This is a genomic window from Hartmannibacter diazotrophicus (assembly GCF_900231165.1).
In the GTDB taxonomy this organism is placed as follows: Bacteria; Pseudomonadota; Alphaproteobacteria; order Rhizobiales; family Pleomorphomonadaceae; genus Hartmannibacter; species Hartmannibacter diazotrophicus.
The window spans coordinates 1,591,642-1,613,320 of record NZ_LT960614.1 but is presented as its reverse complement, the minus strand read 5'-3'; the positions used below and the strand labels follow the sequence as shown (position 1 = coordinate 1,613,320).

The 21,679-nt window shown below is 62.9% G+C and carries 27 protein-coding genes; 6 read left to right on the top strand and 21 right to left on the bottom strand.

The window, feature by feature from the left end; all coding sequences use genetic code 11:
• Window positions 1-92: 92 nt before the first annotated feature.
• Entirely contained in the window at window positions 93-1,733 is a 1,641-nt protein-coding gene (locus tag HDIA_RS07475; protein WP_245884193.1) for an ABC transporter substrate-binding protein, read from the bottom strand.
• A 393-nt stretch (window positions 1,734-2,126) separates the two neighbouring features.
• On the opposite strand from HDIA_RS07475, the gene HDIA_RS07470 reads away from it, so the two are divergent.
• The 3 genes from HDIA_RS07470 (at window position 2,127) to HDIA_RS07460 (ending at window position 4,407) form a co-directional block, all read left to right on the top strand.
• Entirely contained in the window at window positions 2,127-2,834 is a 708-nt protein-coding gene (locus HDIA_RS07470; protein WP_099555603.1) for a GntR family transcriptional regulator, read from the top strand.
• A gap of 28 nt (window positions 2,835-2,862) precedes the next feature.
• Complete coding sequence (locus HDIA_RS07465; protein ID WP_099555602.1) at window positions 2,863-3,546, top strand: GntR family transcriptional regulator; 684 nt, start codon at window positions 2,863-2,865, stop codon at window positions 3,544-3,546.
• Window positions 3,547-3,777: 231 nt separating this feature from the next.
• On the top strand, window positions 3,778-4,407 hold the full coding sequence (locus tag HDIA_RS07460; protein WP_245884192.1) for a DsbA family protein: 630 nt from the start codon (window positions 3,778-3,780) through the stop codon (window positions 4,405-4,407).
• 72 nt (window positions 4,408-4,479) lie between these two features.
• Here the strand turns inward: HDIA_RS07460 and HDIA_RS07455 are convergent, their stop codons facing one another.
• Window positions 4,480-5,037 (bottom strand): flavin reductase family protein, encoded by a 558-nt coding sequence (locus HDIA_RS07455; protein ID WP_099555600.1) that lies wholly within the window; start codon window positions 5,035-5,037, stop codon window positions 4,480-4,482.
• Here HDIA_RS07455 and HDIA_RS25240 point away from each other — a divergent pair.
• Window positions 5,025-5,564, top strand: a complete 540-nt coding sequence (locus tag HDIA_RS25240; protein ID WP_157775416.1) for a helix-turn-helix domain-containing protein — start codon at window positions 5,025-5,027, stop codon at window positions 5,562-5,564. The genes HDIA_RS07455 and HDIA_RS25240 overlap by 13 nt on opposite strands.
• 304 nt (window positions 5,565-5,868) lie before the next feature.
• On the opposite strand, the gene HDIA_RS25235 is transcribed toward HDIA_RS25240, so the two are convergent.
• The 7 genes from HDIA_RS25235 to apbC all read right to left on the bottom strand — a co-directional run bounded on the left by HDIA_RS25235 (window position 5,869) and on the right by apbC (window position 10,151).
• A complete protein-coding gene (locus HDIA_RS25235; RefSeq protein ID WP_157775414.1) occupies window positions 5,869-6,006 on the bottom strand; it encodes a hypothetical protein in 138 nt (45 codons plus the stop codon).
• Between the two features lie 138 nt (window positions 6,007-6,144).
• Window positions 6,145-6,405, bottom strand: a complete 261-nt coding sequence (locus HDIA_RS07445; protein WP_099555598.1) for a DUF1488 family protein — start codon at window positions 6,403-6,405, stop codon at window positions 6,145-6,147.
• A gap of 114 nt (window positions 6,406-6,519) precedes the next feature.
• Window positions 6,520-6,741 carry a hypothetical protein gene (locus HDIA_RS07440; protein WP_099555597.1) on the bottom strand — a complete coding sequence of 74 codons (222 nt, stop codon included), beginning with the start codon at window positions 6,739-6,741 and terminating at the stop codon, window positions 6,520-6,522.
• Window positions 6,742-6,879: 138 nt separating this feature from the next.
• Window positions 6,880-7,281 (bottom strand): hypothetical protein, encoded by a 402-nt coding sequence (locus tag HDIA_RS07435; protein WP_099555596.1) that lies wholly within the window; start codon window positions 7,279-7,281, stop codon window positions 6,880-6,882.
• Between the two features lie 37 nt (window positions 7,282-7,318).
• A complete protein-coding gene (locus HDIA_RS07430; protein ID WP_099555595.1) occupies window positions 7,319-7,588 on the bottom strand; it encodes a hypothetical protein in 270 nt (89 codons plus the stop codon).
• Window positions 7,589-7,974: 386 nt separating this feature from the next.
• Complete coding sequence (locus HDIA_RS07425) at window positions 7,975-8,838, bottom strand: transglutaminase family protein (protein WP_099555594.1); 864 nt, start codon at window positions 8,836-8,838, stop codon at window positions 7,975-7,977.
• Between the two features lie 161 nt (window positions 8,839-8,999).
• A complete protein-coding gene (apbC, locus tag HDIA_RS07420) occupies window positions 9,000-10,151 on the bottom strand; it encodes an iron-sulfur cluster carrier protein ApbC (RefSeq protein WP_099555593.1) in 1,152 nt (383 codons plus the stop codon).
• Between the two features lie 291 nt (window positions 10,152-10,442).
• Between apbC and HDIA_RS26025 the strand changes: the two genes are divergently transcribed.
• Window positions 10,443-11,060 (top strand): c-type cytochrome, encoded by a 618-nt coding sequence (locus HDIA_RS26025; RefSeq protein WP_342748119.1) that lies wholly within the window; start codon window positions 10,443-10,445, stop codon window positions 11,058-11,060.
• 136 nt (window positions 11,061-11,196) lie between these two features.
• On the opposite strand, the gene HDIA_RS07410 is transcribed toward HDIA_RS26025, so the two are convergent.
• From HDIA_RS07410 to HDIA_RS07380, 7 genes are all read right to left on the bottom strand, one after another.
• Window positions 11,197-12,480, bottom strand: coding sequence for an NAD(P)/FAD-dependent oxidoreductase (locus HDIA_RS07410; protein WP_099558759.1), 1,284 nt, complete (start codon window positions 12,478-12,480; stop codon window positions 11,197-11,199).
• Window positions 12,481-12,493: 13 nt separating this feature from the next.
• The gene (locus HDIA_RS07405; protein ID WP_099555591.1) at window positions 12,494-12,811 is read right to left on the bottom strand and encodes a c-type cytochrome; all 318 of its coding nucleotides are present in this window, start codon (window positions 12,809-12,811) and stop codon (window positions 12,494-12,496) included.
• 132 nt (window positions 12,812-12,943) lie between these two features.
• A complete protein-coding gene (gene soxZ / locus HDIA_RS07400) occupies window positions 12,944-13,264 on the bottom strand; it encodes a thiosulfate oxidation carrier complex protein SoxZ (protein ID WP_099555590.1) in 321 nt (106 codons plus the stop codon).
• Complete coding sequence (locus HDIA_RS07395; protein ID WP_099555589.1) at window positions 13,261-13,731, bottom strand: thiosulfate oxidation carrier protein SoxY; 471 nt, start codon at window positions 13,729-13,731, stop codon at window positions 13,261-13,263. The genes soxZ and HDIA_RS07395 overlap by 4 nt, the downstream gene beginning before the upstream one ends.
• A gap of 148 nt (window positions 13,732-13,879) precedes the next feature.
• Window positions 13,880-14,863: an ABC transporter substrate-binding protein gene (locus HDIA_RS07390; RefSeq protein WP_099555588.1), complete on the bottom strand. Its 984-nt coding sequence runs from the start codon at window positions 14,861-14,863 to the stop codon at window positions 13,880-13,882.
• 28 nt (window positions 14,864-14,891) lie between these two features.
• A complete protein-coding gene (locus HDIA_RS07385) occupies window positions 14,892-15,749 on the bottom strand; it encodes an ABC transporter permease (RefSeq protein WP_099555587.1) in 858 nt (285 codons plus the stop codon).
• Complete coding sequence (locus HDIA_RS07380) at window positions 15,746-16,666, bottom strand: ABC transporter permease (RefSeq protein ID WP_099555586.1); 921 nt, start codon at window positions 16,664-16,666, stop codon at window positions 15,746-15,748. The genes HDIA_RS07385 and HDIA_RS07380 overlap by 4 nt, the downstream gene beginning before the upstream one ends.
• A 59-nt stretch (window positions 16,667-16,725) precedes the next feature.
• Here HDIA_RS07380 and HDIA_RS07375 point away from each other — a divergent pair, with 59 nt between their 5' ends.
• Window positions 16,726-17,124 (top strand): cupin domain-containing protein, encoded by a 399-nt coding sequence (locus HDIA_RS07375; protein ID WP_099555585.1) that lies wholly within the window; start codon window positions 16,726-16,728, stop codon window positions 17,122-17,124.
• 7 nt (window positions 17,125-17,131) lie between these two features.
• On the opposite strand, the gene HDIA_RS07370 is transcribed toward HDIA_RS07375, so the two are convergent.
• From HDIA_RS07370 to HDIA_RS07350, 5 genes are all read right to left on the bottom strand, one after another.
• Window positions 17,132-17,911 carry an ABC transporter ATP-binding protein gene (locus HDIA_RS07370; RefSeq protein WP_099555584.1) on the bottom strand — a complete coding sequence of 260 codons (780 nt, stop codon included), beginning with the start codon at window positions 17,909-17,911 and terminating at the stop codon, window positions 17,132-17,134.
• Complete coding sequence (locus tag HDIA_RS07365) at window positions 17,908-18,330, bottom strand: NUDIX hydrolase (protein WP_099555583.1); 423 nt, start codon at window positions 18,328-18,330, stop codon at window positions 17,908-17,910. The genes HDIA_RS07370 and HDIA_RS07365 overlap by 4 nt, the downstream gene beginning before the upstream one ends.
• 13 nt (window positions 18,331-18,343) lie before the next feature.
• The gene (gene hydA, locus HDIA_RS07360; RefSeq protein WP_099555582.1) at window positions 18,344-19,801 is read right to left on the bottom strand and encodes a dihydropyrimidinase; all 1,458 of its coding nucleotides are present in this window, start codon (window positions 19,799-19,801) and stop codon (window positions 18,344-18,346) included.
• A gap of 77 nt (window positions 19,802-19,878) precedes the next feature.
• Entirely contained in the window at window positions 19,879-21,129 is a 1,251-nt protein-coding gene (locus HDIA_RS07355) for a Zn-dependent hydrolase (protein WP_099555581.1), read from the bottom strand.
• A gap of 222 nt (window positions 21,130-21,351) precedes the next feature.
• On the bottom strand, window positions 21,352-21,651 hold the full coding sequence (locus tag HDIA_RS07350) for a cupin domain-containing protein (protein WP_099555580.1): 300 nt from the start codon (window positions 21,649-21,651) through the stop codon (window positions 21,352-21,354).
• Window positions 21,652-21,679: the final 28 nt, after the last annotated feature.

The window sequence follows — 21,679 nt, the reverse complement described above, 5'->3', positions numbered from 1 at the left end:
CAAAGCCGATCTCAAGTGCCCCTCCCCCAATGCGGGGAGAGGGACTTTCGCAAGCGTCCCGGACGATGAAGTCAGGACGCGGACTGTGCGCATCACTCCTTGGAGATGTAGCGGTAGTCGACGTGGGTGTGGAACCAGTAGCGGTAGCCCTTCACGTTCTTCTGCATGGCGACATCGGAGAAGAGATGGGCGACGGGCGCACGCGGCACGTCGGTCATCACGATCTCGTTCATCTTGGAGATGATGGCGTCATACTTCGTCTTGTCGGACTCGAAGCGAGCCTTGGCGATGAGGTCATCGAGTTCCGGGTTGACGTAGTTGGAGGTGTTGAAGACGGAGTTGTTCTTGCCGTCATAGGTCCAGAAGAAGAAATATTCCGGATAGTCGAGCCAGCCGTAGAAGTAGTTGATGTCCATGGGCATGGACTTCGATCCCATCTTGGCGAACCAGTCGGAGCCCGGCACCTTGTTGAGCGTGACCTCGATGCCGATCTTCTTCAGCTGCTCCTGAATGAGAAGCGCCATCGGCTCCTGCACCGTCGCCTGGCTCATGTCGTAATAGAGGTCGGTCTTGAAGCCCTTCTCCAGACCCGCTTCCTTGAGCAGGGCCTTGGCCTTGTCGAGGTCGGTGTTGTAGGGCGAGGCGACCGGCCACTTCGGCGCATAGGGCACTTCCGGATCGGCGCCATAGAGCGGCTCGGCGCGGTGGTAAAGCGCCTGGGACATGATGGCGTCATAGGGCAGCGCATAGGCGACGGCCTCGCGCACCAGCTTGTTGTCGAAGGGCGCCATCGTGACGTTCATGTCGACGTGGAACGTCTCGTTCTGCATCAGGGTGCCGACGACGTTGACCTTGCCGCCCTCGGCGAGCTCCGCGTAGTCCTTCGGCGGCAGGCCGATCGAGATGTCGACGTCGCCCTTCTCCAGAAGCGCGCGGCGCGTGCCGGGCGACGCGATCTGACGATAGACCACTTTCTTCAGCGCGGGCTTGTCGCCGGACTTCCAGTCGTCGAAGCGGTCGAAGACGATCTGGTCGCCCGCCTTCCAGCTCGTCACCTCGAATGGGCCGCCGCCGGCGTCGTGATCGCGCGTCCACTCCAGCGCCCACGGGTCGTCGGTCGTGGCATGCTTCAGGGCCAGCGTCTTGTTGACGATGTTCGGCACCGGCACGGCCAGATCCGGCAGGGCGAGCTTGTTCGGCTCGGGCAGCGTGATCTTGAAGGTGTATTTGTCGACGACCGAGAACTGATCGGGATCGGTGAAGGAGCCGGCGGCCATCTGGATTGCCGGGAAGCCGCCCGCCGCGATCGCGCGGTCGAAGGACCACTTGACGTCCTCGGCCGTCACCGGCGTGCCGTCGTGGAAGGTCGCATCCTCACGCAGGTGGAAGATCAGGGTCTTCTTGTCGTCGGAGATTTCCCAGCTCGTGGCGAGCTCCGGCTGGATGTTCTCGTAGTCGTAGATCATCTTGCCGTCGGGCAGCGTCTTGAAGCCGTGGGTGACGAGACGGTCGTAGATCTGCCAGGCAACCATCTGGCTGTATTCGCTGGCGGCCGGCGTCATCGGGTCGAGCGAGTTGGGGCCGTGCTCACCGACCTCGACCAGCACATCCTTCGGCGGCTGGGCGCTCGCGGGCGCAAGCCCGGCGGCAAGGGCAATCAGGGACACCGCGGCAACGGCGCCGAGGCGGGCAGAACGGCCTTCACACAGGAAGGTCGCGAGGGGCTTCATCATGGCGTCTCTCCGTCTTGGAACTCTTGAGCCTGCTCGGCAAGCTTCACACCTCCCCTCGCAAACCATATGCCATATATTTATCTATTGATTTTATTATATATTTTTGTATATTGCATTATATATCAATAATCTAGAATGCCTTATCATTCATCGAATGCATTCGCTTTGGGCACGAAAGCGGTTAGAATGACGTCAGCTCACGACCTCGATTCGGAGATGGATTGCTATCGAACAGATGCTCTTGAGCGCCGAAGTTAGCCCGGTCGAAAGACCCGTCCGGCACGGCGTGGATGGTGTTTGGAGTTGTCGGCCATTGACGTGCATCTGCTTGGCAATGGCACTTGAATCGTCGATTGGATAGAAAGGGCCGACGGCCCGGATTGGGAGACATCAATGGACGCGGACGCAGGTGACATCGATGCCGAGGGAACGGCCCCTGCCCGCAGCCGTGCCTTCCGCCGCGAGGCCCTGCACGAGCAGGTCGTCGACCGCCTGCGCCAGATGGTGCTGAAGGGCGATTTCGATCCCGGCGAGCGCCTCAACGAACTGGCGATCGCCGAGGCGCTGAATGTCTCGCGCACGCCGCTGCGCGAAGCGATCAAGCTGCTGGCCTCCGAGGGGCTGCTGGAACTCTTGCCCGGCCGGGGTGCCCGTGTCCGCCGATTCAGCCCGGCCGAGATCCGCGATCTCTTCGAAGTGATCGCCGCGCTGGAACGACATGCCGCCGAATGCGCGGTCGCCGGCATGAAGGACAACATGCGCGCCGAGCTACAGCGCCTCCATGACAAGATGGTCGCCGCGCACGCCGCTCACGACCGTCGTGCCTATTTCCAGGCCAACCAGAAGATCCACGCGACAATCGTCGCGGAATCGAAAAGTCCCGAACTCATCGCGCTGCATGCGAACCTCACCAAGAAGGCGCGCCACGACCGCCATGCCACTCTTTTGTCCGAAGAGCGCTGGGACGAGTCGATGCAGGAGCACGCGGCCTTCAACGAGGCGGTGCAGGCGGGCGATGCGGAGCGCGCCGGACGCCTGATGCTGGACCATGTGCGCCTGACGGGCGAGGCGCTGGCGGACATCATCCGCCGCGTCAGTTGACAAGCAGGAAAGCGAGGCCGTCAGGCCCATGATCGACATTGCCACGAAGAAGGCCTCCGGGCTCGCGATCAACCGGCGCTCGCTCTACGACCCGGTCGCCGAGCACCTGCGCGAGATGATCATCAAGGGCGAACTGACACCCGGCGCGCGCGTTCCCGTGACGGAGCTTGCCGCCGATTTCGGCGTCTCCCAGACGCCGATGCGCGAGGCGCTGAAGGTTCTGGCCGAGGAACAACTCGTCGAACTCCTGCCCAACCGCGGAGCCCGCGTCCTGCCCTATACGGCGCGGGAGGCGGCGGACCTCTTCCAGGTGATCGCGAGCCTCGAAAGCCTTGCGGCCGAAATCGCCACGACCCGCCTTTCGAAGGCGGATCTGGACGCACTGGAAGAAATGCACGAGCGCATGCGCGGCCACTACGAGAGCGGCGACAAGGAGCCCTATTTCGACATCAACAGCCGCATCCACGACCGGATCATGCGCCTTTCCGGCAACGAGGCGCTGATCGCCACCCACGGCAAGCTGATCGTCCGGGCAACGCGCGGCCGCTATATGGCGATCGTCGACCCGGAGCGCTGGGCCGAGGCGATGGACGAGCACGAGCAGTTGATGACGGCGCTGCGAGACCGCGACGCTGCGGCGGCCGCAGCCATCTGGCGGCTGCATCTCAGGCACACCGGCGATTCCGTCTGCGCGATCCTCGCCGGCGCGTGAGCCAATGCTACCTGACCGGACGGCGCAACGCCGCTCCTGCCCTCTTTCATTAGCGATGACTGAAATGTGAGTGGCAGATGGCCAGCGGATGCCTTAAGGCTCGGCTATGTCCACCAAAGCACGTCGTACTCAATCGGATTCATGCGACATGCTTCAAGCTTCTGTTTCGCCGCATGTTGTTGACCGAAAACCGGAGACCACTTTTCGGAACACGCTTTAGGAAAGCCGAATATGAGAATGATCGTCGCCGCGCTTGCGGCTCTTGTCGCAGCCGTCGCCGTGCCTGTCGCCGCCCTCGCCCAGGACGCGGGCAACGTGACCCTGTCGCAAGAGGCGGTTTTCTTCGATCCTGCGGCGCCGGTGCTCGGCAATCCTGAGGGCGACGTGACGATCGTCGAATTCTTCGACTACCAGTGCCCCTACTGCAAGAAGATGCACCCCGACCTGATGGACGTCGTGAAGACGGACGGCAATGTCCGCCTCGTCATGAAGGACTGGCCGATCTTCGGTCCGGCCTCGGAATATGCCGCGCGCATGGCCGTCGCCGCCAGCTATCAGGACGCCTACGGCAAGGCCAACGACGCGCTGATGGCCGAGAAGGGCAAGCTGACCGATGACGCCGTCGACCGCATTCTCGGCGACGCGGGGATCGATGTCGACAGGGCGCGCAAGGACCTGAAGGCCAACAAGACCGCGATCGAGGCCCTGCTTTCCCGCAACGACCAGCAGGCCACCGCGTTCAACTTCCCCGGAACGCCGGGTCTCGTGGTCGAGCGCTTCATCTTCTGGGGCACCCTCGACCGCACGGGCCTGCTGCAGGCGATCAGCGACGCACGGAAGGCCCAGGCGGCGAAGAAATAGTCTTGTCTATCGCCGTCTTTGGGGGCAATCGCGGCCGACCGGCGACTAGGCGATATCGGCTGGGTCAGGCCACTACAGCATCCACGGCTTGAAAAGCGCCCTCCGGTCGATGATCCGGCCGGAGACCATGAAGATGCCGTCGCCGGTATAGTGCAGCGTTTCGGGATGCTCTGGCGTCTCGGCGACGTGCGCCTGCACGATCTCGAAGATGAAGAAGTTGTAGCTGTCGACAAGCGCGTCCTCGCGCAGGCGGCACTCGAAATTCGCGTGGCACTCGCCGATAAGGGGTGCGTCCACCTTCAACGCCGGTTCCGCGGTCAGTCCGAATTCGGAAAATTTGTCGATTTCGGCGCCGGTCGTGTTGCCGATGCCGACCACCGTGTCCGTCAGGGCCGTCGTCGGCAGGTTGATGACGCATTCCCGGCTCTGGCGGATCATCCGGAAGCTGTGGTTGCCGGCGGAAATCATCAGGCCGACAAGCGAGGGCGAGAATTCCAGCACCGTATGCCAGCCGCAGGTCATGATATTGGCCTGTCCCTGCCATTTCGACGAGACCAGCACGACCGGCCCCGGCTCCAGATAGCGCCGCGCCTTGCCGACAGGGAAATCCTGCTTCGATGGCTTTTGCATCGTGTCGAACCTTCGCCTTGCCGTTTTCGGACCGGTTCAGCGACGGGCGGCCGCCGCTGACGACATCCATTCTACTGCAACGCAGCAATGCTTCCGCACTTTTCGTCGGAACGCTGTCGGTCGTTGCCGACTCTTCATCGTGGAACAGTTCAGGAAAGGCTTGCCAGACCCTTGAGCTGGCACAATATGTTAATGGTAAGACAATGAATGCTGCATGGGCGAAGGGAGCGATAACCATGGCTATCAGCGCACCCCAAATGAGAGCCGCTCGCGGGCTCTTGAACTGGAGCGTCGAAGATCTGGCTTCTCGCTCGCGTGTCGAGATCACTCAGATCTCGGCCTTTGAGGCAACGGGCGATTATCCCGGCACGGAGATCATGGCCAGCCTGCGCTCGACGCTCGAATCGGCCGGCGTTGCTTTCATCGATTCCGACCAGCTTGGATCGGGCGTGCGCTTCCTGCAGCCGGCGGGCGTCGCCGATGTGGGTTTGCGCCCGGATCAACTCAACTCGTCCAACGACGGCTAGGGCGCCTCCCCTTCGATCGACGCGCCAGGCGGTGGCAAGCCTCGGCATTCGGCAGCAGCCGGAATGCGGATCGCTTGGAAGCCAGCGCCGGGGTCGCATCGGCCCTGACCGGCCAACCGTTGGTTCTTCATGCCGACAGCCGGCAAATCTCGCATGGACGTTCCGGCACCAAACAGGTTCGCCCCGCGGATCCCAAGGATCTCAACGGGGCGGACAATGATTTGATTGTGGTTCTGGCCAGAGGACGTTCGACAGATCGCGCCTGGCTCATGTTACCAGGAACCAAGCGTGCCCCGTCCGACGGTCACTTCTTCTTTTTCTGCGCATTGATGGTTGCGACAAAGCTCTGTCCCGTTGCGTTTTTCTCGGCCGCCGAGACGACTGGCTTGACTGCCTTGGGCTTGCGCACTTCCCGATTGCCCCGATTTTGACCCTTGGCCATGACGGCCTCCTGATTTGAATTCATGCTGCGGATATCCGCGGCATGTCGACAGGTCTCCGCAAAACGTCAGATGCAGAGCCTCCAAGTAGAATCTTCCCAATCGAACGATTGATCGGCACCGGGCCGATCATCGACCGTTCAATTGAGAGACCTGCAGTTCTTCCTGTTCAGGACATAAACTTCCTGACTTCCGAACACATAGACCTTGCGGGCCGCCTCGTGGATCACGTCGATGCCTGCATCGAAGGCCGCGAGATAATCGCTCTCACACCCTGCCTTCGGAAAAAGTTCGGCCGACACATAGAACGGGATCTCGAACATGCCGTCATGGCCGACGAACCCGATCCGCTTACCGGAGGCGTCGAAGCTCCGGCTGGGATTTATGAAATTCAATGCCATGGCAGAACCTCGAAAGTCATGCGCCGATGATCCTGTCGGTCATCCGCGCGGGGGTGGACTGAACAGAGAGGCATATCGGCTGCCTCTCGATGACAGTTCGGATGAGTGACGCCGTCAGTTCCAGATGCTGACGTCGCCGGTCTTGTCCGGAACGCGCTTCAGGCGGCTGTGAAACTCGCGGCGCAGACGGTGATGGGTCTCGCTCTGGATGACGTAACTCGGATCGCTGCTTTCCAGGTCGGAACGTTGAACGATCTTGTAGACGCCACCGCCATCAACGACGGACCGTGGAGCTGACAGGCTTACACCGTCACCGATATTGTAAGGGTTCTTCATTTTCTTTTCTTATCCAGTTCAGTAGCCAATTTTTCGATTGGCGTTATTCTTGATTTTCGCCTGACTTTTTCAGTTGTTTCCGGCAATGCACGGAGACGTTTGCTGTGATTTGAAACAGCAAGTCAGTAAAATCGATGATCATATGGCTCCCTGGCCACTGGCGCCCGACTTGCGGGCCGCACTTTCCCTCTTTCCCTCGCGCGCGGGCTGCTTTGAGCGCCCATGCGCTTGCGGGAGGACCCAGTTTTCGGAAACCGGAGGCAACGGTCCAACGACATCCACATGCGCCAGGCAACCGGTCACGCCTTGCGTCTTGTCGGAGACGGTCAGTTCCAGTCGGCGGCCGTCATCGGTCATGAGCCCAATATTCTTGGCACCGAAAACCTGTCCGACATCGCTCTCCTGCAGATGGATTTCTCCATTGCTGATGATGCCAACATTCACCTGGAAAAAGCTGTCGAAATCATAGGATACCCGCGCGATGTCCTTGCCGCTGGATATCAGGCATCCCGTTCCGGAAAATCCACCAAGGTATTGCATCGCCGGTACTCCTGTCATTTCCCTGCCGGTTCCGGCCTCAAGTCGCCAGAGCGTGACCGTCGGCCTCAAGGGCAGCTTCGAGTTCATCGGATTCCAGCAGCAATACCTGCCGGGACAGTCCCTGCACGTTGATGGCCGGAATGTGCAACATCGTGGCCGCGCGCCGATACGCCAGGAACGTCAGCCCCAGAATTTCTTCCTCGTCGATCACGAGACGATAGGTTCCGGCTGGATGCGCCATCAGGTCCGCGGTCAGAACAAAAGGATGCTTGAACGTGATCGTTGTCTCAGTCGTTCGAGTGCTCATGGTAGGGGCTTCCCCTGCCGTTCGATGACGTCAGACCAGCGTGGATTTGGGAAGGCTCCACGACACGCCTTGCATTGGCACAGGCCAAATCCTCGGTGCATCGACACCGAGTCCGCCATCTCAAATGACGATTTCGTATTTATGAGAAACAGCGCAAAGGCGGCTTCGCGAGACGAATTTCCGCCTATTAGTTTTGAAGTCTACCATAATATTTAGTTATGACTTCAAATATTTCAAGTTTTGCGGAGTTTTTATTTTTGATCCGCCGACATTCGGGTCTTCTCAGGAAAAAACAATTTGCCGTGGCGAGATTGATTTGCCGGCCAGCCGCTCATTGCCCCTGACGTGGATCGAGGGTCGGCTACGCCAACATTCCCGGAGGCGCATCACCCCTCCTCTGTGGGCGAAACCGTGACGCGGACATCCATGGCAGAAAAGTCATCAGGCGCGCCGAGGTAGCCTCCGGCGACCGGCATGATCTGCTGGTTGTTGCGGGCGACCGCAACCGGGATCAGGCCTGCGCCTCCGAACCGCCGGTTGGTCGGGTCAAACGCGATCCATCCAGCGCGCGGCAGATAGATCTCCGCCCAGGCATGGGTCGAGCCGTGATTGCTGGCCGGCATATCCGGATCGAACACGTAACCCGATACAGCCCGCGCGCCGAAGCCGAGATGGCGAACGGCTTCAATGAGCAGTGCCGCGATATCCCGGCAGGAGCCGCTCGCAAGCTGCAGTGTCTGCAAAGGGTCCTGCGTCCCCTCCTCGTCGCGGGCGCGGTAGGCGACGGCGCTCAGCATGCCTGCGTTGATGTCCTTGAGCAGCGAAAGCGTATCCGTCGAACGGCCACGCACGAAGCCGCGCGCCCAATCATGCAGCTGCCCCGCAGGGTCGCCATGTTCGGGAACGCGCAAGGCGCCAAGGTCGATCACATCGTCTGGCGAAAAATCAAAAGGGAACGTCTGCGCTTCCGGGGCGATCTGGAACACCGGCCAGGCATCGGCCAACTGATCGACGGCAACCGTGCTGGTGATGACCAGTTCGCTCGTCGGCTCGCTGAAGGTGGCGACTGCAATCAGGTTGCCGAAGACATCCTGCACCCAGTCGAGCTGTGCCGTCGGGGAACAGGCGAGCGTGGAAGCCAGGACGACGACGTTGTGGCTGCCGCGCGGCAACAACAGCATGCGATGCGGCAGGAGCTGCACCGGCCGATTGTAGCGATAGCGCGTGGTGTGGTGGATCGTAAGCTTCATTTGCCGCATCCTCGGAGGGTCGTCGATTGAGCCGGCGCCAGCTGTCCCCCAACATGGCAACCAGCGACGCAAACGACCTGCAAGAATGCCTCCAGGCGCCGCAGCGCCGGGCGGAGCATGCCCATCGATGAATCGAGGACCCGCTCTGGCAAAACCGCCACCTATTCGATGACGATGCTGGGCGCGGCGCGGCGGCCGGACTCGGCCGGATTTTCCAGTTCTTCCCAGACCTTCGTGGCGATCTGCGAAAAGATCTTCGCATGCGGTCCCGCCGGTTCGGCGACGGCGACCGGGCGGCCGGCGTCGGAATTCTCCCGGATGGAGATATGCAGCGGAACCTCACCGAGGAAGGGCGCGCCGAGGCGCTCGGCTTCCTTGCGCGCACCGCCGTGGCCGAAGATGTCGTGGCGGCCGCCGCAGTCCGGGCAGATGAAATAGCTCATGTTCTCGATGATGCCGAGGATCGGCACTTCCACCTTGCGGAACATGGCGATGCCCTTCTTGGCATCGAGCAGCGCCAGATCCTGCGGTGTCGAGACGATCACCGAACCGCTGAGCGGCACCTGCTGGGCCATGGTGAGCTGCGCGTCGCCCGTACCGGGCGGCATGTCGACGATGAGGATGTCGAGATTGCCCCAGGCCACCTCGCGCAGGAGCTGGCTGAGCGCGGACATGACCATCGGCCCGCGCCAGATCATCGGCGTGTCCTCGTCGACGAGGAAGCCGATCGACATCGCCTTCAGGCCAAAGGCCTCCTTCGGCTTCATCATCCGCTCGCCAACGAGTTCGGGCTTGCCGGACAGGCCGAGAAGACGCGGCAGCGAGGGTCCGTAGACGTCGGCATCGAGAATGCCGACCGAAAGGCCGAGCGACTTGAGCCCCATGGCGAGGTTGACCGCCGTCGTCGACTTGCCGACGCCACCCTTGCCGGAGGCAACCGCGACGATATGCTTGACGCCCGGAACGGCCGGCTTTTGCTGGGCAGCCGGCGCGCGATGGGAATGGCCGTTGCCGCCGGCCGGTGCAGGACGCGGAGGCGGCGCACTCGATGCGGCGCCCGGCTTGCGCTCGGCGGTCAGCATCACGGTTGCCTTTTCCACGCTCGGGATGGCGCGCACGACGGCCTCGGCCTTTTCCCTCAGCGGCTCAAGCTCGCGGGCGCGTTCGGCCGGCACGGTCAAGGAAAACATCACCTTGCCGCCGGTGATGAAGATGTCGGACACCATTCCCAGCGACACGATATCGCCGCTGCCATCGGGTCCCGCGACGGTCTTCAAATGCGACAGAACATCGTCCTTGCTGATCTCGGCCATGGCTTTCTCCGACTTGAACTCGACTCTTGCCGACGACATAAGCAGCTTTTGCCCTCGCGCCAAGACCGGATTCGACAATTCGCCGCTTCGGACTCATTGCCGCAGCCGATGCGGGACGTTTTGTCCAATTTCCCGGCGAAAGCGTCGTTTTTTGATTTAGATCAATGCTTTGCCCCACAATCCAGTCAAGGCGACCATCGCTCCACTCTGCAATTCTTCAAGAGAAGGAATTGCGTTGATCGGTGAGCGCGATATGGTCTCGACGCATTCGTCCGGAAAAATCCGGGCAAGTTGGCCGCTTCTTCGCCGGGGTCGACCTCCGCGTGGACACCCTTTGCCAATCGATCCGTTGGCGGAGGGGAAGACTTTGAAGATGGGCGGACATTGCGCTGTTCAGGCGCCGTTCAGACGGAACGTGCAGGATCCACGGTTGATCGTGCCTTCGTCTTGTTGCGACGGCGAACTGGAACGATTAGAAACACGCGGCCGGCGCGGAACCGGCCTGGGAACGACAAGGAAAGCATGATGAAGAAGACACTGGTTCTTGCGATTGCCGCACTCTCGCTCTCGGCTGTCGGCGCTCAAGCCGCCGGCGACGCCGCCAAGGGCGAAAAGGTTTTCAAAAAGTGCCAGGCCTGCCATGCGGTCGGTGACGGCGCGAAGAACAAAGTCGGCCCCGCGCTGAACGGCATCGTCGGCTCGAAGATCGGCACGCATCCTGAAGACTTCGCCTTCTCGAAGGCTCTGAAGGAAAAGGGCGAGGCCGGTGAGACTTGGACCGAAGACAATCTGAAGGCCTGGCTTGAAAGCCCGAAAGACTTCGCCAAGGGAACCAAGATGGCGTTTGCTGGCCTCAAGAAGGAACAGGACATCGAAGACGTGATCGCCTACCTGGAGCAGTTCAAGTAAGCGCGTCTTCGACATCGTCGGACGTTTCGGAAACCGGGCCCCAGCGCCCGGTTTCTTTTTTTGGAGTCCGCAGTCCAGGCCCGGAGAGCAGAGAGGCCTGAAAAGGCGCCCGGAGGACCGCTGATCGCATACCGCCCTATATGTCGGCGCTGCCAAGCATGTCCGCGACGATGGCCCGATACCAGGCCTCGCTCTCCTCGAAAGCAGCCTTGCGAACCTCGGCGCTTTCTCCCAGCTGGCTGATGAAGCTGGAGCGCGTGGTGATCGTCTCGGGCGTTGCCTCGTAGAGCGCACCGACCTTCACCGCGTCATTCTCGTCGATCGAACTCCAGCAGGTGTTGAAGTAACGCGGCACCACAGAGGGGGTGCCGAGAAGGTCGGAGGCAATCGCCCTCGCCGCGATCTTGGCGTGGCTGTTGGCCGAGAAGGCGGATTTCGGCATGTCGCCCGCGATCGCCGCGTCGCCGAGAATGAACACCGACTCGTCCAGCTTCGAGCGCATCGTCATCGGATCGACCGGGCACCAGCCGCTCGCCTCGTCGACGAGATTCCATTCATAGGCGGTGACGCCCGCGTGCTGGGGCGGGATGACATTGACGAGCGCGCCCTTGAAGGTGTCGAGGTCGGTTTCGACCTCCAGACGGTCCGGATGGAGCATCCTTATGCCACCATGGATCGAGGGCGGCAGCCATTCGATCATGCCGGGATACCGGGATTCCCAGCCTTCCATGAAGAGCGCCTGCTTGGAGAATTTTTCCTTGGCGTCGAGGATCACGATCTTGGCGTTGCCGCGACCGGTGGCCTTCAGCGTGCGCGCCATCATCGACGCACGCTCATAGGGCCCCGGCGGGCAGCGATAGGGGTTCGGCGGCGCAAGAATGAGGATGGTCGAGCCGTCCTTGACGTAGTCGAGCTGCTGCTTGAGCAACTGCGTCTGCCTGCCGGCCTTCCAGGCATGCGGCATCAGCCGGGCGTCGCGGGGCGTGTATCCGGGAACGGCTTCGTAATTGAGATCGATGCCGGGCGCCAGCACCAGACGGTCGTATTCAAGACGGGTCCGACTGATGAGCGTGACGACCTTATTGTCCCTGTCAGCCAGCAGCGCCCGCTCGTTGATGACGTTGATGTCGTAGTCGAGAAGGCCCGAATAGCTGTGGCGCAGCGATTCGAAGTCCCTGAGACCGCCGAGATAGAGATTGGAGAAGAAGCAGGTCGTGTAGAGCGTGTCCTCCTCGACCAGCGTGATGTAGAAGGCACCGGGATGACTGCGGGCAAGCTGCAGGGCGCAGGTCGCGCCGGCAACGCCACCCCCGACGATCACGATCTGCGGCCGGGTTTGCGCCCGCAGGACTGCCGGCATCGCCAGCGTTCCGGCGGCAGCCCCGGCAACTTTGAGAAGGTTTCTGCGGTCGATCAGCATCGTCACCCCCCGATCATTCGCTGGCGAGGGGCACGCCGCCCGTCGCCGCGACATAGTCGGCCAGATCCGACAGCGTCCTGTCGTCGAGGCCGCTGACAACCGCCGCCATGATGCCATTCGGCTCCGGCTTGTCGCGAAAGCCCCTGAGCGCGGCGAGGATGTCCGCCGGAGACTCGCCTTTCAGAGACCGGATGGCGCCGCCTTCGGCTTCCGCGTGGCAGGTCGCGCAGGTCGAGCCGAGATAGTCGATCCGCGCATCGGCGGCCTCGGCGCCCTGGGAACAGCCAATGGTCATCGCCAGCACCAGCGCGCCGGCCGATCGTGCGAACATCGCATTTCCTCCCCATGGCGCTCTCTTGTGGTGCGCTTCGATGCACCGCGCCCTCTTGTTCTCCAGAGCCTAGCGTATTTCGAGCGCAGCGGTAACAGGACCGGTCATGCCAATCGCCGCAGGGTTCCCAGATCAGGACGGCGCGACCGGTCGTTCCACCATGAACTCGCCGCCTCCGTCCTCGACCCAGACGAAGCGGAAGGTGCCGCCGTGTTCGATCCGCGCCTCGAACTCAAGATAGGGATTGGCGGCCATTGACGGCCCGAGGTCGCAGGTGAAGACCGTCTCGCCGTCAAAGCTGCACTCGAAACGGTGGATGATCCGGCGCGGGATGCGCTCGCCCGTCCGGGAATCGCGGCGAAAGCCCGTTTCCATCGGATGGCTGATCAGGGTGCGGATCGGAAAACTCTCGCCGGCCGTGATGGTGTCGGGAAGCCTGACGCGGGCCGTCATGGGATGTCGCAGCCGCCGACGATGACCGTCACGGCCCGGTCGGCGCGAAGGACCGTGCCGTCCGACAACCGGGCGAGCGCGGTCACGGTCTGCGATTTGGCAAGGCGGACGCGGGTCTCGACACGCGGCGACCCCGAAAGCCGGGAAAAACCGCACAGAGCGACCTGGATGCGCGGATTTTCCGGCGCCAGCAGGACGAACTCTTCCAGCCGGACGCCGCCCAGCGGGGAATGGTCCAGGTCGATCGTGACAGGCACGTTGTAGCCGTCCTCGACGACGTCCTCGATCCCGAGGCTGAGGCCGGCGCTGCGGGGCGTCGCACCCTTGGCGAAGGCTTCGATCTCCTCGTCGAGGGTCGGTCCCTCAAGGCGGGCAAACGCCGGAACGGGGATGGCGGAGATGGCAGCCAAACCGCCTGCGGCCGTCGCCATCGCCTTTCGCCGGGTGATCGTGCGTCTGGACGTCATGCCCCCTCCCCTGACAAGACCTGCTTCCACGACGCTAGCAGCGCCTGGGGCAACGTGAAATGCCTCTCAACGGAAAGTGATGGCCAGACGCGAAGAAGGCCCCGCCGATGGCGAGGCCTTCCCGGTTTCACGATCCTTCGGACAAGGATCACATGGCTTTCGCCTTGTCGGTGACCGCCGTCGTATAGGCGCCTTCCGGCTCCTTCGAGATCACGCCGGCATCGAGCAGGATCTTCACGCTCTGCTCGTATTTGCCCATGTCGAGCGTGCCGTCGGAGCCTTCGGTCAGCTTGGCGATCTCCTTGGCCATGGAGACCTGGTGCTCCATCGTCTGGGCGCCGGTGTCGTCATTGTCGAGAATGATCTCGGCAGCCTCTTCCGGATTGGCGGCGGCATAGTCGAAGCCCTTCATGGAGGCTTTCACGAACTTGGCCATCTTGTCGACGAAAGCCGGGTCCTTGAGGCTGTCCTCCATCACATAGAGACCGTCCTCAAGCAGCGAGACGCCGACGTCGTCATACTTGAAGACGACGAGGTCATCGGCCGGAATGCCGGCTTCCAGAACCTGATTGTACTCGTTGTAGTTCATCGTCGAGATGCAGTCGGCCTGCTTCTGGAGCAGCGGATCGACGTTGAAGGCCTGCTTGATGACGGTGACGCCGTCTGCACCGCCCTCGGTCGGAAGGCCAAGCTGCTTCATCCAGGCGTAGAAGGGCAGTTCGTTGCCGAAGAACCAGACGCCGAGCGTCTTGCCCTTGAAGTCTTCCGACGTCTTGATGCCGCTCGATTTCAGGCAGGTCAGCATCAGGCCGGAATGGGCGAAGGGCTGGGCAATGTTGACCAGCGGCAGGCCCTTGTCGCGCGCCGACAGGGCGGCCGCGATCCAGTCGACGATGACGTCGGCGCCGCCGCCGGCGATCACCTGCTCGGGCGCGATGTCCGGGCCGCCGGGCTTCAGGGTGACGTCGAGGCCCGCCTCGTCATAGTAGCCCTTGGCCTTGGCGACGTAATAGCCGTCGAACTGGGCCTGGGTCACCCATTTGAGCTGCAGCGTCACGCTGTCCGCAGCCAGAGCCGAGCCCGCCATCAGCATGGCGGCCACGCCGGCAACCGCTCCAATCATCTTCTTCATGCCATTCCCCTTTTTTGTATGACCGCCCTTATCGTGCCCGGAAGGACGGATGCCAGAATGTCGTGAGCCGTTCCACGAGGCTCACGAGCGCATAGAAAAGCGAGCCGGCCAGCGCCGCGACGGCGATCTCCGCCCAAACCATGTCGATGGCGAGGCGGCCGACTTCGGTGGAAATGCGAAAGCCCATGCCGACCACGGGCGAGCCGAAGAATTCGGCGACGATGGCACCGATCAGGGCCAGCGTCGAGTTGATCTTCAGGGCGTTGAAAATGAAGGGCATTGCCGCTGGAAGCCGCAGTTTCGTTAGGAACTGGCCGTGGCTTGCCGCGTAGGTGCGCATGAGGTCGCGCTCCATCTTCCCGGAGGCGTTGAGCCCGGCGACCGTGTTCACCAGCATCGGAAAGAAGGTCATGATCACGACGACGGCCGCCTTCGAAGCGACGCCGAAGCCGAACCACATGACCATGATCGGCGCGACGCCGACGATTGGCAGGGCTGAGACGAGATTGCCGATCGGCAGCAGGCCGCGCTTCAGGAAATCGACCCGGTCGACGAGGAGCGCGACCAGGAAGCCCGCGCCGCAGCCAATGGCGTAGCCGGTGAGCGCGCCCTGCAGGAAGGTCTGGGCGAAGTCGAGCCAGAGCGTCGGATATTCCGTCGTGATCTTGCCCCAGATCGCGCTCGGCGCCGGCAGCAGAACGGACGGAATGCCGAAGCCGGTGACCGCGACCTGCCAGACGGCAAGGATCGTCAGGCCGAAAATCATCGGCACGGCAAGGTCGCGCAGGCGGGCAAGCGTCTGCGAAGCAGGGCGCAATCTGGCAAGCTTCACGTTGACGGCGGTCCCGACCGCGATGAGCAGGACGATCTGGAGAAGCGTGATCATGGCCTTGCCCCCATGCGGGCGAGCACGATCTTTTCGGCCAGCGAGACGAGCGCGACGAGGGCCGCCGCCAGAAGCGACGCGGCGACGAGCGCCGACCATATCTGCACGGTCTGGCCATAGTAGGAGCCGCTGAGGAGCCTTGCGCCGAGGCCCGCCACGACGCCGGTCGGCAGTTCGCCGACGATGGCGCCGACAAGGGAGGCGGCGATCGCCACCTTCATGGACGTGAAGAGGAAGGGCACGGAGGACGGCAGGCGCAGCTTCCAGAGCACCTGCGGCTGCGTCGCCGAATAGGTGCGCATCAGGTCGAGGTTGATCACATCCGGCGCGCGCAGCCCCTTCACCATGCCGACGGTCACGGGGAAGAAGGACAGATACATCGAGATCAGCGCCTTGGGCAGCAATCCGGTGATGCCGACGGCATTGAGGACGACGATGATCATTGGCGCGATGGCCAAAATCGGGATCGTCTGCGAGGCGATGATCCAGGGCATCAGCGACTTGTCCATCACCGCGCTGTGGACGATGAGGATCGCCAGCGCGACGCCGAACAGGGTGCCAGCGGCAAAGCCGAGCAGCGTGGACGAAAGCGTGACCCAGCCATGGTAGACGAGGCTGCGTTTCGACGTCGGGCTCGTCAGGACCGTCGAGGTCCAGAAGTCCTCGGCGACCTGGTGCGGCGACGGCAGCACGGGCCGTTTCTGGTTCAGGGTCGCCTCGACCAGTTCGGCGGCGGTGTAGGTGCTGTTGCCGGCGCGCTCGAAAGCATCGCGCTGTTGCGGCGCGTTGAGCAGGACGGCGCCGACGTACCAGAGCGCGACGATCGCGGCGGCGACCACCAGAACCGGCACGACATTGTGAAGAAATGCCGGCGCCTTTCGAGCGCCGAGAGGCTTGACGGCAGTCGCGGCGCTCATGACACACTGCCTTCCGCCTGCACCGGGCGAAGTGGTGCGTCGTTGAGGGAGTGACTGCAATGGCCGAATGCCGCCTGATCCGCCCCGAAGGCACCTACGCCGGCAAGCAGGGGTTCGACTATATCGAGGGCATCACCGCCCAGTCGGTCGGCGCGAAGGGCATCTGCATGCATCTCCTGGAAATTCCGCCGGGCGGACGCGCCAGGGCCCACATGCACGAGAGCCACGAGACCGCGATCTACATGCTCGCCGGCGAGGCGCACACCTGGTACGGCGAGGGCCTCAAGGAGCATATCGTCGTCAAGGCCGGAGACATGTTCTACATCCCCGCCGGCGTGCCGCACCTGCCCGCCAACCTTTCCGACAAGCCCGCCGTCGCGGTGATCGCCCGCACCGACCCCAACGAGCAGGAAAGCGTCGTGCTTCTGCCCGAGCTCGATGGCGCCGTGACGGTCTGAGGCGGGATCAATCCTCATAGGAGTGCCCTGCCCTCAATCCCTCCCGCACGCGGTGGGCGAGGCTGAGAAATTCCGGTGTTTCGCGGATATCGAGCGGGCGTTCGCGCGGCAGATCGGAGACGATAACATCCTCGATCCGGCCGGGGCGCGGGCTCATCACCACGATCTTGGTGGAAAGATAGACCGCTTCCGGGATCGAGTGGGTGACGAAGACCACTGTCTTTTCGGTCTTCGCCCAAAGGTCGAGAAGCTGCTCGTTGAGATGGTCGCGGACGATCTCGTCGAGTGCACCGAAGGGTTCGTCCATCAGCAGGAGGTCGGGCTCCAGCGCCAGAGCGCGGGCAATCGAGGCGCGCTGCTGCATGCCGCCGGAGAGCTGCCAGGGGTATTTCTTCTCGAAGCCGGCGAGATTGACGAGTTCGAGGTTCTTCCTGATACGGCGTTCCTGCTCCTGCCTTGAAAGGCCCATGATCTCCAGCGGCAGGGCAACGTTCTTGGCGATCGTACGCCAGGGATAGAGCCCCGCGGCCTGGAAGACATAGCCGTAGGCGCGATCCTTGCGCGCGTTCTCCGGGCTCGTGCCGTTGACCGAGATATTGCCGGACGTCGGTTGTTCCAGGTCGGCGATGACGCGCAGGAGCGTGGTCTTGCCGCAGCCGGACGGGCCGATGAAGGAGACGAAGTCGCCCTTCTCGACCTCAAGGTCGATCTTCGACAGCGCGTGAACCGGGCCATCGTTCGTCTCGAAGGTGAGCGACAGGTCGCTGACGGAGATGACGGAGGTCACGATGCGCTCCCGGCCAGATCACGCCGTGCCAGCGCCGGGATGATTTCGTGTTCCGTCAGCGGGGCAAGCGCGATGCTGTCCGCCGCACCGGGCACGTGCCAGCGCAATTCAGCGATCTCGGCCTGCGCCTCGACCTCGCCCGACCATTCCGCAACGAAGACCTCCGCCGCTACTTCCCGACCCTCCTCGTTGGCGGCGGGTGCGCGGAAGGCGCCGAGATAGGCAAAGCTCTCCTCGCCAAGGCTGAGACCAAGCTCTTCCGTCAGCTCGCGGCGCAAGGCGTCGATCGGCCGCTCGCCGGGCTCGATCTTGCCGCCCGGCTGCATGAAGGCCGTCGTGCCCTTCTTGCGGACGAGGAGCATCCTGCCCTCCCCGTCGCGCAAGACCGACGCCGCGATGTGGATCGCCCCCGCGCTCATTTCCCGTCTGCCCTCACACGCCCGCCGGCATCATCTTGGGATCGCGGACGATCGGGCGCGGCGCGACGAGGTCCTTCCACTTGGAAAGCGCGGCATTGACCGGCATGTTCGGCTCGCGGGCGACGAATTCGCCGTGCCCCGTTTCCGCCTTCACGGTGCCGTCCTCGACGGCGACCTTGCCCCGGGTCAGCGTGAAGCGCGGCAGGCCCATGACCTCCTTGCCCTCGAAGACGTTGTAGTCGATGGCCGACTGCTGCTTCGCGGCCGTGATCGTCTTGCCCTTCTTCGGGTCGAGCACGACGATATCGGCATCGGCGCCGACGAGGATCGCGCCCTTTTTCGGGTAGAGATTCAAGATCTTGGCGATGTTTGTCGAGGTGACGGCCACGAACTCGTTCATGGTCAGACGACCGGTCGAAACGCCATAGGTCCAGAGCATCGGAATGCGATCCTCAAGCCCGCCTGTACCGTTCGGGATCTTGCGGAAATCGCCAAGCCCGAAGCGCTTCTGCTCGGTGGTGAAGGCGCAATGGTCGGTGGCGACGACGCTGAGCGAGCCCGCCTGCAGGCCGGCCCAGAGGCTGTCCTGATGGCGCTTGTCACGGAAGGGCGGCGACATCACACGGCGGGCGGCGTGATCCCAGTCAGGATTGGCGTATTCGCTCTCGTCCAGCGTCAGATGCTGGATCAGTGGCTCGCCGTAGACGCGCTGGCCCTTCTGGCGGGCACGGCGGATCGCCTCGTGCGCCTCCTCGCAGGAGGTGTGGACGATGTAGACAGGAACGCCGGCCATGTCGGCGATCATGATCGCGCGGTTGGTCGCCTCGCCTTCCACTTCCGGCGGGCGAGAATAGGCGTGCGCCTCGGGGCCGGTGTTGCCCTCGGCCATCAGCCGTTCCTGAAGGCTGGCGACGACGTCGCCGTTTTCCGCATGAACGAACGGGATCGCCCCAAGCGCGGCGCAGCGCTGGAACGAGGCGAACATCTCGTCGTCGTTCACCATCAGGGCGCCCTTGTAGGCCATGAAGTGCTTGAAGGACGTGATGCCGCGCTTCACGACGTCGGCCATCTCGTTGAAGACCTGCTCGCTCCACCAGGTCACCGCCATGTGGAAGGAGTAATCGCAGGCGGCAAGGCTCGTCTTGTTGTCCCAGCGCTTCAGGGCATCGAGCAGCGACTGGCCGGGATCGGGCAGGCAGAAGTCCACGACCATCGTCGTACCGCCCGAAAGCGCCGCGCGCGTGCCGCTCTCGAAATTGTCCGCCGAATAGGTGCCCATGAAGGGCATTTCGAGATGCACATGGGGGTCGATGCCGCCCGGCATCACGTAGCAGCCCTTTGCGTCCAGAACCTTGTCGGCCTTCAGATTCGGGCCGATCTCGACGATCTTGCCGCCCTTGATCTTCACGTCGGCCTTGTAGGTGAGGTCAGCGGTGACGACCGTGCCGCCCTTGATGACTTTGCTGCTCATGATGCTGTTCCCTGGATCGAGTTGTTGTTTTCGCCTGGGTCAAATTTTGCGATTTCGCAATCACATCCGGTCTGCCGTCACTCCACGATCTGCGCCGTCTCGACCACCGCGCGCAGCAGGACATCCGTGCCAGCGGTCGCCCATTCCTTGGAGATTTCCTCGGCCTCGTTGTGCGAAAGGCCGCCGACGCAGGGGCACATGACCATGGTGGCGGGGGCGACCTGGGCCGCCCAGCAGGCATCATGGCCGGCGCCTGAAATGAGGTTCATGTGGCTGTAGCCGAGGGTTTCGGCCGCGTTGCGCACCGCGCTCACGAGTTCCGGGTCGAAGGTCACCGGATCGAAGTGGCCGACCGCCTCGATGGAACACTCGACGCCGAGTTCCGCACAGATCTTCGGGGCTTCCGCCTCGATCTTCGCGCGCATGCCGTCGAGCTTTTCCTGATCGGGCGAGCGGATGTCGACCGTGAAGGTGACGGTCTCGGGAATGACGTTGCGCGAGTTGGGCGAGAAGAACACCTGCCCGACGCCGCCGACGGCGCCCGGCTGGGCGTCCATCGCGACCTTCTGGACCATCTCCAGGATGCGGGCGAAGGCGAGGCCGGCATTGACGCGAAGGTTCATGGGCGTCGAACCGGTATGCGCCGCCTTGCCGGTCAGCGTGAATTCCAGCCACCAGAGACCCTGGCAGTGGGTGACGACGCCGATGTCCTTGCCCTCGGCCTCCAGGATCGGGCCCTGCTCGATGTGGAGTTCGTAATAGGCGTGCATCTTGCGCGCGCCGACCTCCTCGTCGCCGACCCAGCCGATGCGCTGCAACTCGTCGCCGAAGGTCTTGCCCTCCGGATCCTTGCGGCCATAGGCGTAGTCGAGCGAGAGGACACCGGCGAAAACGCCGGAGGCCAGCATGGCGGGCGCAAAGCGAGCGCCCTCCTCGTTGGTCCAGTTGGTGACGACCACCGGATGCTTCGTCTTGATGCCGAGGTCGTTCATGGAGCGCACGACCTCCAGCGCCCCGAGGACGCCGAGCACGCCGTCGTATTTGCCGCCAGTCGGCTGGGTGTCGAGGTGGGAGCCGACATAGACCGGGAGCGCCTCCGGGTCCTCGCCGGCGCGCATCGCGAACATGGTGCCCATCTTGTCGACGCCCATGGTGAGGCCCGCCTCGTCACACCACGACTTGAAGAGTTCGCGCCCTTCCTTGTCGGCGTCGGTCAGGGTCTGGCGGTTATTGCCGCCGGCAACGCCGGGGCCGATCTTCGCCATCTCCATCAGGCTGTCCCACAGCCGGTCGCCGTTGACACGAAGGTTGGAGGCAGGCGCAGTCATTCGGATTCCCCTTGGCGATTGGACTGGCGCCGCACGTGGGGCCGGCACCGCGTTACAACTCCACGCCACGCGAACCGACAGGCGGATTCGTCCTGGCAGGAGCTATTTTTTACCAATTGATCAACACATCTTCCCGCCTGCTCTGGAATTGGTCAAGGGTGATTTTTGAGCAATCCTCTAACCCCTACGCACCAATTTCTGGCTGGTGGACGACGTCCAGAATCAGCGTTTCATTTCAACCTCGATGAAGGACATCGGCGCACTGCCACCGTTGACGACGTTATGCTCGACGCCCTCGTCGCGGCGATAGACCTGACCTTGCGCCATTTCGACACGGCGCTCGCCGCCGTCCTCCTCGATCAGGAAGGAGCAATCGGTCATGGGCACGACGACATAATCGAGGCCGTGACGATGCCAGCCGGTATCGGCGCCGGGGGCAAAGTCCCACCGGATCACGCGGACCTTGTCGTCATCGAGAAGCATGGTGGGAACGGCGGCGGGACGGGCGGCAAAACGGCTCATGGGCGATTTCCTGCTGGCGGGAGATCAG